At 70.9% G+C, this 13,135-nt stretch carries 15 protein-coding genes; 3 read left to right on the top strand and 12 right to left on the bottom strand.

Annotated elements, in window-relative coordinates; all coding sequences use genetic code 11:
* Positions 1–54: 54 nt before the first annotated feature.
* The 8 genes from ACIPEP_RS06375 to ACIPEP_RS06340 form a co-directional block, all read right to left on the bottom strand.
* A complete protein-coding gene (locus tag ACIPEP_RS06375; protein WP_402716789.1) occupies positions 55–1,527 on the bottom strand; it encodes a hypothetical protein in 1,473 nt (490 codons plus the stop codon).
* Positions 1,524–2,099, bottom strand: coding sequence for a hypothetical protein (locus tag ACIPEP_RS06370; RefSeq protein WP_402716788.1), 576 nt, complete (start codon positions 2,097–2,099; stop codon positions 1,524–1,526). The genes ACIPEP_RS06375 and ACIPEP_RS06370 overlap by 4 nt, the downstream gene beginning before the upstream one ends.
* Positions 2,096–3,577, bottom strand: coding sequence for a hypothetical protein (locus tag ACIPEP_RS06365; RefSeq protein ID WP_402716787.1), 1,482 nt, complete (start codon positions 3,575–3,577; stop codon positions 2,096–2,098). Before ACIPEP_RS06365 ends, ACIPEP_RS06370 begins: the two co-directional genes overlap by 4 nt.
* Positions 3,570–4,043 (bottom strand): hypothetical protein, encoded by a 474-nt coding sequence (locus ACIPEP_RS06360; protein WP_402716786.1) that lies wholly within the window; start codon positions 4,041–4,043, stop codon positions 3,570–3,572. Before ACIPEP_RS06360 ends, ACIPEP_RS06365 begins: the two co-directional genes overlap by 8 nt.
* A complete protein-coding gene (locus ACIPEP_RS06355) occupies positions 4,040–4,651 on the bottom strand; it encodes a hypothetical protein (protein ID WP_402716785.1) in 612 nt (203 codons plus the stop codon). Before ACIPEP_RS06355 ends, ACIPEP_RS06360 begins: the two co-directional genes overlap by 4 nt.
* A 17-nt stretch (positions 4,652–4,668) precedes the next feature.
* Positions 4,669–5,952 (bottom strand): WXG100 family type VII secretion target, encoded by a 1,284-nt coding sequence (locus ACIPEP_RS06350; protein ID WP_402716784.1) that lies wholly within the window; start codon positions 5,950–5,952, stop codon positions 4,669–4,671.
* Positions 5,952–6,245, bottom strand: a complete 294-nt coding sequence (locus ACIPEP_RS06345) for a hypothetical protein (RefSeq protein WP_070417741.1) — start codon at positions 6,243–6,245, stop codon at positions 5,952–5,954. Before ACIPEP_RS06345 ends, ACIPEP_RS06350 begins: the two co-directional genes overlap by 1 nt.
* A 106-nt stretch (positions 6,246–6,351) precedes the next feature.
* Positions 6,352–6,645 (bottom strand): WXG100 family type VII secretion target, encoded by a 294-nt coding sequence (locus ACIPEP_RS06340; protein ID WP_070417742.1) that lies wholly within the window; start codon positions 6,643–6,645, stop codon positions 6,352–6,354.
* A gap of 70 nt (positions 6,646–6,715) precedes the next feature.
* Between ACIPEP_RS06340 and ACIPEP_RS06335 the strand changes: the two genes are divergently transcribed.
* The gene (locus tag ACIPEP_RS06335) at positions 6,716–7,273 is read left to right on the top strand and encodes an FHA domain-containing protein (RefSeq protein WP_175473636.1); all 558 of its coding nucleotides are present in this window, start codon (positions 6,716–6,718) and stop codon (positions 7,271–7,273) included.
* Here the strand turns inward: ACIPEP_RS06335 and ACIPEP_RS06330 are convergent.
* The 4 genes from ACIPEP_RS06330 to ACIPEP_RS06315 all read right to left on the bottom strand — a co-directional run bounded on the left by ACIPEP_RS06330 (position 7,246) and on the right by ACIPEP_RS06315 (position 10,664).
* Positions 7,246–8,097: an oxygenase MpaB family protein gene (locus ACIPEP_RS06330; protein ID WP_402716783.1), complete on the bottom strand. Its 852-nt coding sequence runs from the start codon at positions 8,095–8,097 to the stop codon at positions 7,246–7,248. The two genes, ACIPEP_RS06335 and ACIPEP_RS06330, sit on opposite strands and share 28 nt — an antisense overlap.
* Positions 8,094–8,501: a hypothetical protein gene (locus tag ACIPEP_RS06325; RefSeq protein WP_229085236.1), complete on the bottom strand. Its 408-nt coding sequence runs from the start codon at positions 8,499–8,501 to the stop codon at positions 8,094–8,096. Before ACIPEP_RS06325 ends, ACIPEP_RS06330 begins: the two co-directional genes overlap by 4 nt.
* A 40-nt stretch (positions 8,502–8,541) precedes the next feature.
* Complete coding sequence (locus tag ACIPEP_RS06320; protein ID WP_070417745.1) at positions 8,542–8,835, bottom strand: hypothetical protein; 294 nt, start codon at positions 8,833–8,835, stop codon at positions 8,542–8,544.
* 197 nt (positions 8,836–9,032) lie between these two features.
* Positions 9,033–10,664, bottom strand: a complete 1,632-nt coding sequence (locus ACIPEP_RS06315) for a RecQ family ATP-dependent DNA helicase (RefSeq protein WP_402716782.1) — start codon at positions 10,662–10,664, stop codon at positions 9,033–9,035.
* A gap of 252 nt (positions 10,665–10,916) precedes the next feature.
* On the opposite strand from ACIPEP_RS06315, the gene sucC reads away from it, so the two are divergent.
* Both sucC and sucD read left to right on the top strand, forming a co-directional pair.
* Entirely contained in the window at positions 10,917–12,086 is a 1,170-nt protein-coding gene (gene sucC, locus ACIPEP_RS06310; RefSeq protein WP_070417747.1) for an ADP-forming succinate--CoA ligase subunit beta, read from the top strand.
* 11 nt (positions 12,087–12,097) lie between these two features.
* Positions 12,098–12,985 (top strand): succinate--CoA ligase subunit alpha, encoded by an 888-nt coding sequence (gene sucD, locus ACIPEP_RS06305; RefSeq protein WP_261646601.1) that lies wholly within the window; start codon positions 12,098–12,100, stop codon positions 12,983–12,985.
* The last annotated feature ends 150 nt before the right edge of the window (positions 12,986–13,135 follow it).

Here is a 13,135-nt window from a genome sequence, read left to right as displayed (position 1 = left end):
GGCGCCCCGGGCTCGATGAACGTCCAGGCGTCGATCGGCGGAAGTGCAGGTTCTTCATGATTCCTCTCCTCGTGATGCGCCGCTGAGCCACCACCGGTGGAGCGCCAGTGGGCCGCTCCCGTTGATCAGTGCTCGACGCCGGTACGCCACCCAAGCGAGACCGGGGAGGGCCATCGCGAGCAAGACGGCTGCGACGACGAGGTCCCAGCGCTGGGCCGGAACGGTCCAGAGCAGGGTCAGCAGCGAAGCCAGCACGACGATCGTCAGCGCTGCGGACCGTCCGCTCATCCGGTTGGGCTTGTCGACCGCGACTCTCGTCGGGTCGCCGACGCGCACAGACGTCTCCGTCCAGCCCAGCCAGCAGGTGAGGCCGACGTTCGTCGCAGCGAGCGCGAGGCACAGTGCACCGGCCCAGGGCAGTCCCGCGGCGAACGACGTCGCAGAACCCAGGACCGGCAACATGGTTGCGACGAGGACCGGCGTCACCCGTGCGACCCCGAGCTCGTTGCAGGACGACAGTGATCCCTTCGCGATGTCCAGGCTGGATCGGGTGTCGAGGCGCTGCGCCGGAGAAGACCGCACGTCCGGTTGATGCGCCGTCAGGATGCCGGATGCGTTGAAGAGCGCCGTCAGCTGGTCGGGTCCGTCCGGGTACCAGGTCGCTGCATCCAGTTCTGCGCGAACGGTACCGGTGCCGTCGACCAGCAGAGCAGTGCGACGAGCGTGGTCGGTGAACACCACACGGCTGACCGCCATCGGGGACAGCGTCGAACAGGGAGTCTCCAGACGGCGCCACATGCCCTGGCCGTCCGTGAGCTCCAGCTGCTGACCACCGTTGACCGACAGCGATGCCGTACTCGTGAACCAAGCTGGTCCGTGTGGTCGGACCGCGTCAGTCGGTTCCCTCGTGATCCGTCGCCTGCCGATGATCACCGAGAAGGCAGCGACGACGACAGCGATCGATGCCGCGATCTGTGGGAGGCTCCACAACTCCCAGAGCAGGCGATGCGCCGTCGCTGCCACGACGAGGGCGGAGGCGACGGAGAGCGGGATGAGCGCACCACCCCCGAGGACCGCCACGCGCACGAGGAGCTCGGCACGGGTGAAGAACGCCGGTGGCCGAGGAAGGATGACCGTGGGTCGTGGGGTTCCGTTGAGCGTTGCCGATGCTCCGTACTGCTGGATCAGCAACGCGAGACCGCTCGAATCGAGTGCGGTGGACAAGAGCGTCGGGCTCGACGGCGTGATCCACCAGTCGTCGATCGGCACGATGAACTCGCGTCCGTGCTCGTCGCGGATCGCGACGGCTCCGTTGCCGGGACTCGCGACGATCGAGCGCGGGACGTCCGACCAGTCGAGGGCCCAAGCGGCCACGATCCGCCCGGTGAGCGCGAGGTGGCCCGTCGACCGCACGCCGTACAAGCGGTCGTCCACGACAGCGAGTGACTCCACCTGACCCCGCGCGGCGCGTCGGTCGCTCAGCACGGCCGCGTGGGCGACCGTCTCCGCCCCGCCGATGACGCTCACCCCCAGTCGATGCGCAGGTCGCGGAGGAGCTCATCGAGCATGGGCCGAGCGAGGGCGCTGTCGTTCTCGTCCGGGACGAAGAAGGACACGACCACCGTGAGCTCGTTCAAGCCGTCGACGATGGGGATGATCGCACGAACGACCTGCATCACCGGCCGCCCCCGGCCGCCGGTGCTGCGTTCCCGCATCTCCACGAGCGTTGCACGGCCGACGGGCAGGTCGAGTCTCCCGACACTGGCGTCGCCGATGCCGGACGCCCGCGGTGCACGAGCGTCGTCGATGAACGTGTCCGCGCGGTCGACACCGGCGACGGTGTGCACGACCGTGTACGCGATCGCTCGGACCGTCGGCGCCGTGGTCGAGAGCACGAAGCAGGTCTCCGCCTTCGCCGCGGTCTGGAAGGCGGCGATGTCACGCACGACCGTTCGGAGCACCGTGCGTTCTCGACGCTTCGGCCGCTGCTTCGCCTGCGCGAGCGCATGCTCCACCGCTGCGTCGGTGACCTCGTCGACCTCACCCTCGTCGTCGAGCAGCGTCCACGCGCGGTTGTAGTTCCACAGCAGGCGAGTCATTCGTCTCCTCTCGGGGCTCCGATCACGATCCACCGTCCGAGCCCGACCGGTGCCTTTCCCCGCTCTGCGCGACGGCGACGGAACGTCAGCCACGAGACCAGTGGGACGGCGAGCACCAGGAGCAGGATGCTGGTCGCAGAGAAGATGTTGCCCTGCTCGAAGTACCAGACGGCGACAGCTGCTCCGATGAGCGGGATGCCCACAGCGACGAGGTGGCGTCGGGTGAGCGCTGGCTGGTCCGGACGTCCGTGCTGTTCCGGACGGATGCGAGCGACGGGGAGGCGCGAACTCGATTCGACGACGAAGACCGCGGCGACCGTTGCGACCGCGATGGCGGCGAACAGCGCCGTGACGATCGTCGCGGTGTCCCCGGGGCCCGCCGACCGAGCCCCGGCGAGCACGACCGTCGTGAAGGCCGACGATGCGAGGAACGGGTACGCGGGTACGGCGCCCAGGACGTTCGGCAGCATCAGCGACGACGGGCCGACGCGGCTGCTGCGCATCTCGTCAAGCGCGAGCGCGGGCTGGTTGCGCAGATCGTCGGATGCGACGGTAAGGACACCGAGACGCTGCAGGAACTCTCGGAGGACGAGTGCCTCGTCCGGCGACGGCGCCCACAGACGCAGCGGCAACTGCGCGCGGACGGTGTCCGTTCCGTCGATGAGCAGCACTCGAGGGTCCTCGTCGTGCACGAACGCCGCGCGCACCAGGGCATCCGGCCCGAGATGCCGATCCGGTGTTGCCAACCGTTGCGCGATGCCCTGCCCGTCGACGAGGACGAGACCCTGGTCGTCCGCGCTGATCGACGCCGCGTTGCGGAACCAGGAGGGGCCGGCCACGGGCCGGAGTGCCGGCGCGTCGGCGCTCCTGGGCCGACGCCTGCGCCCTGCGGCGACGACCAGCACCACCAATGCGTTGGCGGCGGCTGCACCGGCCGAGATCCATCCGAAGGCCGGGGCGTCGGGGGTGCGGGTCATCGCCAGCACGATCGGGCCGAATGCATCCGTCAGGAATGCGCCGAGTCCGAGCAGGATGACGACGACCAGGATCTTCTGAATCCTGCGGCGTCGCCGCTCATCCGTGGGTGTCAGGACGTGGGCCGAGGCGAAGTGGCCGGGCGGTGGATCATCGGTGCCGAAACGATCGAGCAACGCGGAGAGACCGCTCGAGCGGAGTGCGAGTTCCTTCGGCACGATGGAGACGGGAGCCATCCACCAATCGTCGATCGGAACGAGGTAGAGGCTGCCGCTCACGTCCTCGATCAGCACGGCGCCGTTGCTGGCTGTGGGCGCGAGGTGCCTCGGGAGGACGTCGCCGTTCAGGAACCAGGCGCGGGCGACGGTGTCCGTCGTCGTTCGTTCACCGCCCTGGTCGAGGACGACGAGCCGATCTCGCTCGTCGATGACGAGCCGCATGGCACTGGTCGCAGCGGCCGCCCGGTCGCTCGACGCAGCAGGGCGGGCAAGGGTTTCAAGCATCGATGACGATCTTCGCAGCGAGGGCGTCGATGCGTGCGATCAACAGCTCGGCGAGTGCGGGTTCGGCGCTGCTCGATGAGAGGACGACGAGCTCGTCACCCACGACCCAGGACCACGATGCTTGGACCACGACGAAGGCTGCGCCGTCCGGCCGTTCCAGCGCGAGGCGTTGGACCAGTCGCAGCGCGTCGCCGCTGCTCGTGGGGAGCATCGATTCCTCGATCGGCCCGATCGGATCAGGCGCACGGAGGCCAGCCCGGGCGACCCCGGCGGGACGGCCGTCGAGCGGGGCCGTGCGGACGGCGACCCAGCCGACCTCGCGCGAGTCCTCGAGGACCGTCCAGGCTGCTGCTGCATCCGTTTCGTTGAGGAGTCTGATGATCGTCGGCGCACTCGAGGGATCACGACGATGCGCTTCGAGGTCGAGTGGACGGAGCGTGTCGGTCGGTGGCCATGTGAACTTCATCGCCCGCCGTCCCAGGCGAAGCCGGTCATCAGGATGTCGAAGTGTGCAACGCGCTCGTCCACGAACGGATCGCCCGCGCACTGGAACGAGATCAGCGCGAAGGAGCCGTGCTCCTGCGGCACTGGCAGGAGGTAGTCCACGCGAGTCGTCCTCGCTGGCCCGCCTGATCCCGATGCAGCGAGGAACGCCGCGGCGATGTCACCGGGGAGCGACGCCGGCAGCGATCCTCCTCCGTCGATCTCTCCTTCGGACCGCGCCCGGAGTGCTTCCCCCACGGGCAACTCCGTGAGCGTCGTCGATGCACCGAGCACCGGAGCGACCGCAGGGAGTTCGAGATCGGCGATCGTCGGTCCGAGGTAGACCACACCGACCGTGAACAACATGTTCATCGGCACTCCGCCGAACTGGCCGTCGAAGAAGTACAGGTCCGTCGTCCCCGCGTTCGCCATCGTGCTGAAGGCGGAGCGGATGTCGTCGCGCGCGCGGCACCGTGCCTCCACGGCCGTCGGGTCGTCCCCACCGCGGAGGACCAGGTGACGATCGGCGAACGCTCGCGAAGCGCGCTTCGGATCGCCGTCGACCGGGTACCGGTACCACCCGTCGGGCAAGAGGACTCGGTACTGCGTCACAGGGAACCGACGTGGATCTCGCTCTTCGACTTCCAGTACCCGTTCCAGTCCGTGGCGGCGGAGACGACGTTCACCACGGGTTCCGGCAGATCCGGGAGACCGGGAAGTCCGGAGCCGGCGACGACACCGTTGGCCAGCGCTGCGCGCGTCGCTGCCTCGCGTGCGAGGGCGGAATCCGGCGCGAGCTTGAGGACCTGAGCGGTCTCCATCAGACCGCCGGTCACGTACGTGTCGAGCAACGCCGTGAGGGGCTTCCGTCCGACCGCTTCTGCCTCCCGGATGCCGGCATCGCCACCCCGGAGGAACGCACTCAGCTCGCCGCCCACTCCGGCGTTCGCGTTTCGCGCCGCAGCGGCAGCCGATGCTGCACGTGTCTCTCCCACTGCGCCCCGCAGCAGCCCCATCGCGGAGCCGGCGTACTTGGCGGCACCGAACCCGACTCCGGCCAGTGCGAAGCCGAGGGCGTCCTTGCCGACGTCCCCCGCGCTCGCGTCACCCGCCACCGCCTGCGTTGCCGTGATCAGCAGCGTCGCGCCGGCCACAGCGAGCCCGATGGCGGCGATCACCGGGAGCGCCACGGGGAAGAAGATGGCCGCGACCACGGTGACGACCAGAAGGACGGCGCCGACGGCGTCGAGCGCATCCTTGATGACGTTGAGCACGCCGCGCGCCCCGTGGATCGCCTGCTTCACGTGGTCGAACCAGCCGTCCTTCAGCCCGTCGTCCGCGCCCTGTCGGATGCGATCGGCGACCCGACCGGCCAGCTCCCCGTACTCGCCCTCTTCGCCGAAGGGCCCGGCGAGCCGGTGGATGATCGCCTTCGCCGCGTCGATGTCGCCCTGCGCCGCACTCAGTGCCCGGTCCTGCGCGTCGACCTGGTCCTGGTGTTCCGGACTGTCGGCCTCGGCCGTGATGGTCTGGTTCGCGGCAGCGCGGTGCGCGTCCCGCGCGTCCTGCGCCTGCAGCAGGGCTGCGTCGGCCTCGCGCTGGAGCCCCTCGAGCCCGTCCGCCCACTGGTCGAGCGCGGCGGCGAGCTCGGTGTAGCGGCCCTTGGCCTTCTCGATGGCGCCGGCGAGGTCTCCGGCGGAGTCGCGGAACTTCGTCCCCGACTCGCTCTCCCAGCCCTCGCCGTCCTTCAGGCTGTTGAGGCGGTTGACCTGCTCGGTGATGGCCTGCTCGATCGAACGGGCACCGGAGGCGGACTGCCGGATCTCGGCCGGGTCGCCGGGCACCGGGTCGAGCTGCATGTCGACGGCGCTCCAGTCGCTGGGCCGTGCCATCAGCTGTCCTTCCCGAGGATCTTGTTCGCGAGCTCGACCTCGGTCTGGGTGAAGCCGTCGTGCGCGCTCTCGGCCATCTCGGCCACGGCCTTGATCGACTCCTGGAGGCGCCCGCGCCGGATGTCCCAGTTGCCGGCGAAGTCGTCGATCGCACTGCCGACCGTCATCGAGCCGATGCCGGTCTTGTAGTCGGATGCGGCAGAGGCGACGTGTTGGAAGTCGCCGTGCAGCCTCGAGAGGTCGGATGCGAGATTCCCGATCAGGTCGAGATCGAGCTTGATGGTGCCGGCCACGGTTCCCCCGGTGGATTCCTACTGCTGCTGGTCGTTCGACGCCGCCCCTGCGGCGAGAGCGGTGGCCGGCACCCCCAGGCGCCGGCCACCGTCGTGCTGGTCCTGACTAGCCGATGCTCGAAGCGAGCTGCTCGTCCGTCGACTCGAGCGTGTTCGCCGCGCTCTCGAGGAACCCGGCCATGCCGTCGATCGCCTGGATCGTCTGCGTCGCGCCGGAGTTGAACTCCGAGTACGTCGCGTCGAACGCCTTGGACGACTTGTCGGTGACGTAGCCCGACGACACGAGGTTGTCGATCTGGCTCTTGAGCTGGCTCAGCTGGTCCTCGATGGACTTCTGGCCGTTGCGCAGCTGCGAAGCCTGGTTGCGGAGATCGTCGTAGGTGACGTTGACGTTTGCCATGTGCATACCCTCCCGATGCGGTATTTGATGTACCGGGAGCCCCCCGGCGGTTCGACGATACTTGATTCCGTTGCATCTCGCACCAGGTGGGGACAAGAACCAGAACGAGGGGTACACCGTGGCACGACGTCGCAAGGACGAGGGGACACCGGAGCGTCCGGTCGTCACCCACGCCGAGGTCGAGCGCGATCGACAGGCCGGTCACCTGTCGCGGGCGTGGGTGCTGCCGAGCGCACCGGTGTCCGACCGCGAGCCGGACGCCGTGGTGCACACCGACCAGCCGCTCCCCACGATCGGCGTGGTGCCGCGGCTCGTGCTCGAGGTCGCACCGGGCAACGTGGTGCCGCTCGACCAGCCGGTGGTCCTGGGGCGCAAGGTCCAGACGGCACCGGGACGGCGTGCGGTGCTGCTCGACGACCCGGGTCGTTCGGTGTCGCGCGAGCACGCGGCGATCCGGCCGACGGGCGACGGTGGACTCGTGGTCGAGGACCTCGGCTCCGCGAACGGCACGGTGGTGGTCCGGGCGTCCGGGGCGCAGGAGCCGAGCGTCGGTGGCGCGCAGGTCGTGGCCCGACCCGGTGACGTGGTGATGGTCGGCGACTACGCGGTCCGGGTCCTCGCCGGCTGACCCCCGCCCGCGTACCGCCGCATCGTCCGCAGGAGCAGCGGCCCCGGCAGCCGCAGCAGCCACCCGGGCAGGATCGCCCGTGCGACCCGTACCCGGCGCACGGTCCGCCGGAAGCGCCGCTGTTCGCGCGGCCCCCACGCCAAGCCGTACTGCGACCGGAGGGCGTCCGGGAGCATCCCGACGGTGACGACCCGCACGAGCGGCATCGCGGCCCGAACCCACAGCGGCGCGAACCGGGGGTGCAGCAGGTCGCGCACGACGCCGCGGGCGTCGTCGGTGACGCGGAGCCCGGCGAGCGTGCGGGTCCAGTACCGGTCGAAGTCGGCGACGGTCGCCGGCCACCGGTCCGCCGGCACGCGCAGCGCCGTTCCGATCGGGGCGTAGGCGTCGAGCACGCGTTCGGCCAGCGCGGGTCCCGCGGGCGTACCGAACAGCTCGTGGGCGCGCATCGCGGAGTCGTACAGGGTCGCGGCCACCCAGAGCTGCCGGTCCACGTCGTCGGCTCCGGCGACCGGCCGGTGGGCGCGGTCCACGAAGCCGGCCGCGACGGCAGCGTCGGCGTCGGTCCCGACCACCACCGCGTACACGAACGTGAGGGTGTGGGCGAGCCGTTGCTGCGGCCGTCGAGCGAAGTCCGAGTGCCGCCGGACCCCCGCTGCGACCACAGGGTCGGCGACCTGGAGCAGGATGGCCCGGCCTCCGGCGGCCACGGGCGTGCTGTCGGCGAGGAACCGACGCAGGTCGCGTTCCGGGACCCCGCCCGAGGACGGACTGGAGGGACGGCGCGGGCCCGGCCCCGTTCCTCCCGTCCGGCGACCGCTCACGGTCGTGGCCCGCGCCGTCCGGCGCGGAGGCGGGGGAGCACGTCGATCACGATGGCGGCGGCGAGCGCGAGCGTCCCGCCCACCAGGGCGGCGACGAGGAACGCCGCGCTCCCGACCTGCCCCGTGGCGGCGGCGACCAGGACGGCGACCAGCCAGATCGCCGGGAGCGGCCAGAGGTGGCTCGGCGATCCGGCGACCACCGCGAGCAGCACCCCGGCGACGACCAGCGGCACCCAGAGCACGTTCGTGCCGCACGGTGGTCCGTACGTGCCCGGACCGCAGTCGGTCACACCGGACCGGACACCCGTGTGCGCCGCGGCCGCGACGAGCAGGAGCGATGCGAGGGCCAGCAGCCGAGCCACGGCGGGCATGCTGCGGACACTGTCCTGGACGCGACGGAGCACGGCCCGATCGTACTGGGCCGTGCTCCGTGGGGGCCGTCGGTCAGAGGGGCTTGGTGCCGAGGTCGTTCCCGAGGTCGGGGCGGTCCTCGTCGTCGTCGTGCTCCCAGAGGTCGGGGGAACCCTCGCGCGGCGAGCCACCGGTCGGCCCGTCGTCGGTACCGTCACCGGGCTGCGGCTCGACGGTCTCGCCGGCGACGGCGTCGTTCGTGACGGTCTCGAGGGACTCCTCGGACTCGTCCACCTCGTACGGGCCGACGTGCTCGCGGTCGACGTCGTCGTCGCGACGCTGCTGGGCCTCGAAGTCGTCGACGGGGCTGATGCCGGGATCGCTCATGGTGGTTCCTTTCCGTTGCGGGCTTCCTGCCTACCCGTCAGGCCTCGACGGGCGTCCGGTTTCGTGTCGTGTTCACCCGGGGGACACCTGCCGGTCACGCCGCCAGGGCAGCATCGCGGGTGCTCGGGGGAGTGGAGCGCGGTCGCCGACGGGTGGTCGAGCGACCGCGCCTTCCCCGCCCGGGCGGTCCCGGCGGGTCAGAGCCGTTCGAGCAGGTCGTGCCGCTCGATGTCGGCCAGCGCGAGCGTGCGGTAGCCGGCGGACTCGAAGAACACCGTGATGCGGTCCTCCTCCGTGCTCATCACGACACCGGTGCCCCACTCGGCGTGCTCGACCCGGGCGTCCGGCGGCCAGGCCGTGTCGTTGGCGCCGTCGGCGACGTGTGCGGCGGCCTCGTCGGCCGTCCCCGACGAACAGGTGTCGCAGTTCCCGCACGGTTCCGGCAGCTCGTCCCCGAAGTAGCCGAGCAGGAACTGCCGCCGGCAGCCGGTCGTCTCGGCGAGCTGGCGCATCATCGCGATCCGGGACTCCTCGACCCGCTCCCGCTCGGCGGCGCGGTCCGCGGCGGCACGGGCCGCACGGCCGGCGTCCCGTGGACCGTCCGGCACCCGGGCGATCCCGTCCACGTCCTCGCGCAGGGCCCGGGCGTCGAGCAGGGCGTTGAGCGCGCGACCCGCGGTCCGGCCGGAGAGGCCCGAGGCCTCCTCGACCGCCGAACGGGGCGACGAGCCGGTGGCCGGGACGGCGTCGAACACGGCACGGACCGAAGCGGGGCGCGGTGCCCCGGACGCGAAGAACGTGCGCAGGCCGAAGTCCTCGGCGCGGTAGTGCAGGGTGGCGCCGGCGGGTTCGGCGTCCCGTCCTGCTCGCCCGATCTCCTGGTAGTAGGCGTCGATCGACTCGGGCACGTCGGCGTGCACGACGTACCGGACGTCCGGCTTGTCGATGCCCATGCCGAACGCGCTGGTCGCCACCACGACGTCGACGTCGCCGTCCAGGAACCCGGTGTGCACGGCCTCCCGCTCCCGGATCGGCATGCCGGCGTGGTACGGCCGGGCCCGACGACCCCGGGCGGCGAGCGCGTCCGCGTACTCCGTGGTCGCGGCACGGGTGGCGACGTAGACCACGGTGGCGCCGTCGAGCTCGGCCACCTGCTCGACCACGGCCGCGCGCTTCTCGGCGTCCTCGGCGTGCCGGACGACCTCGAGCCGGATGCCGGGCCGGTCGAAGCCCGACGCGAGCACGAACGGGTCGCGCATGCCGAGCCGTTCGACGATGTCGTCCCGCACCGGAGCGGAGCCGGTCGCGGTCAGCGCGAGCACGGGCGGACGGCCGAGACGCTCCGCGACCTCGCCGAGCGCCAGGTAGTCCGGGCGGAAGTCGTGGCCCCAGGACGAGATGCAGTGGGCCTCGTCGACGGCGAGCAGCACGACGCCGGCGTCGCGGAGTCGCTCGAGCACGTCGTCCTTCGCGAGCTGTTCGGGCGCCAGGAACACGTAGCCGACCGCACCGGCGGCGACGGCGTCCCAGGCCTCGGCGACGGCGCGGGCCTTCCTCGTGGCGTTCATCGCGACGGCGCGGGGAGCGCCCTCGTGGTGCTCGAGTCCGACGACCTGGTCCTCCTGCAGCGCGACGAGGGGCGAGACCACGACGACGACGCCGTCCAGCTCGAGGCCGGCGACCTGGTAGATCGCGGACTTCCCCGATCCGGTCGGCATCACGGCGAGCGCGTCACGCCCGTCGAGCACGGCGTCGATGACGGATTCCTGGTCGGGGCGGAGGTGCCAGCCGAACACGTCGGCGGCGCGGGTACGGAGGGCGTCGTTCACCGTTCCACACTGCCGGGCGGACGCTGGGGGACCGTTCGACGGGTGCGCCCAGCGGATCGGGCGGGGCGGAGGTGATCCGCGCCTCCCGACCGACGGGTGCGCGCACGACGTGACGGGCGCGCACCGCGCGTCCACCTGCCGGCGCTAGGCTGGCTCCCGGCCGTTGTCTCGACATCGAGCGACCCTCGATGGTGAGTGTGGCGACCGGGTAACCGATGCCGATCGCACGGAACGTGCGGGAAGAAGAACAGCGTGGATCTTTTCGAGTACCAGGCCAGGGACCTCTTCGAGTCCTACGGCGTCCCCGTGTTGCAGGGGATCATCGCCGACACCCCGGACGAGGCGAGGGCGGCGGCCGAGAAGATCGGCGGAGTCGTCGTCGTCAAGGCGCAGGTGAAGGTCGGCGGTCGCGGCAAGGCCGGCGGCGTCAAGGTCGCCAAGACCCCGGACGAGGCCTACGAGCACGCCCAGGCGATCCTCGGCCTCGACATCAAGGGCCACACGGTCAAGCGGGTCATGATCGCCCAGGGCGCGGACATCGCCGAGGAGTTCTACTTCTCGGTGCTGCTCGACCGGGCGAACCGCTCGTACCTCTCGCTCACGAGCGTTGAGGGCGGCATGGAGATCGAGCAGCTCGCCGTCGAGAAGCCCGAGGCCCTCGCCCGCGTCGAGGTGGACCCCCTGACGGGCATCGACGCCGCAGCCGGTCGTGCGATCGCCGAGCAGGCCGGGTTCCCGGCGGAGCTCGTGGACCAGGTCGCCGACGTCTTCGTCAAGCTCTACGACGTCTACAAGGGCGAGGACGCGACCCTCGTCGAGGTGAACCCGCTCGTCCGCACGGGCGACGGCCAGATCCTCGCGCTCGACGGCAAGGTCTCGCTCGACGAGAACGCCGACTTCCGGCACGAGGGCCACAAGGCGCTCGAGGACACCGCGAGCGAGGACCCGCTCGAGGCCAAGGCGAAGGCCCACGGTCTCAACTACGTCAAGCTCGACGGCCAGGTCGGCGTGATCGGCAACGGTGCGGGGCTCGTCATGTCGACGCTCGACGTCGTCGCCTACGCCGGTGAGCGCCACGGCGGCGTGAAGCCCGCCAACTTCCTCGACATCGGCGGCGGCGCCTCGGCCGAGGTCATGGCCAACGGCCTCGACGTCATCCTCGGCGACCCCCAGGTGAAGAGCGTCTTCGTGAACGTCTTCGGCGGCATCACCGCCTGCGACGCCGTCGCGAACGGCATCGTCGCCGCGCTCGGCATCCTCGGCGACGCGGCCACCAAGCCGCTCGTCGTGCGCCTCGACGGCAACAACGTGGAAGAGGGTCGTCGGATCCTGGCGGAGGCAGCGCACCCGCTCGTCACCGTCGCCGCGACCATGGACGACGCGGCCGAGCAGGCCGCCGAACTCGCCGCCGCAGCGGCCTGAAGGGACTGACCATGTCGATCTTCCTCAACAAGGACTCCAAGGTCATCGTCCAGGGCATCACCGGCGGCGAGGGCACCAAGCACACCGCGCTCATGCTCAAGGCCGGCACGCAGGTCGTCGGTGGCGTCAACGCCCGCAAGGCCGGCACCACCGTGACCCACGGCGACGTCGAGCTGCCGGTGTTCGGCTCCGTGCGCGAGGCCATCGACACCACCGGTGCCGACGTCTCCATCGTCTTCGTGCCGCCGGCGTTCGCGAAGGACGCCGTGGTGGAGGCCATCGACGCCGAGATCCCGCTCGTGGTCGTCATCACCGAGGGCATCCCCGTGCAGGACTCCGCGGAGTTCTGGGCACACGCCAAGGCCCTCGGTGGCAAGACCCGCATCATCGGCCCGAACTGCCCCGGCATCATCACCCCCGGGGAGTCGCTCGTCGGCATCACCCCGGCGACGATCACCGGAAAGGGCCCGATCGGTCTCGTCTCGAAGTCGGGCACGCTGACCTACCAGATGATGTACGAGCTGCGTGACCTGGGCTTCTCGACCGCCATCGGCATCGGCGGCGACCCGGTCATCGGCACCACGCACATCGACGCGCTCGCCGCGTTCGAGGCCGACCCCGAGACCGAGGCCATCGTCATGATCGGCGAGATCGGTGGCGACGCCGAGGAGCGTGCGGCCGACTACATCAAGGCGCACGTCACCAAGCCGGTCGTCGGCTACGTCGCGGGCTTCACCGCGCCGGAGGGCAAGACGATGGGCCATGCCGGCGCGATCGTGTCGGGTTCCGCTGGGACGGCCGAGGCGAAGAAGCAGGCGCTCGAGGCCGCCGGCGTCAAGGTCGGCAAGACGCCGTCGGAGACGGCGGCGCTGCTGCGCGAGGTGGTCGCGAGCAAGTAGCGCTCGCGGGTCCGGACGGACGGACGGGAGGCGGGGGGGGGGGGGGGGCCCCCCCCCCCCCCCACACGGGGGGGGGGTGGGGTGTTTTTTTATGATTGTTTTTTTGGTTTTTTGGGGGGGGGGGAAAAAGAGACACACCCCAAGACCCCC

This window comes from Curtobacterium sp. NPDC087082 (assembly GCF_044745045.1).
Lineage (GTDB): Bacteria > Actinomycetota > Actinomycetes > Actinomycetales > Microbacteriaceae > Curtobacterium.
Note: the sequence above shows the minus strand (reverse complement) of the source record. Positions and strands in the feature narration are given on the sequence as shown.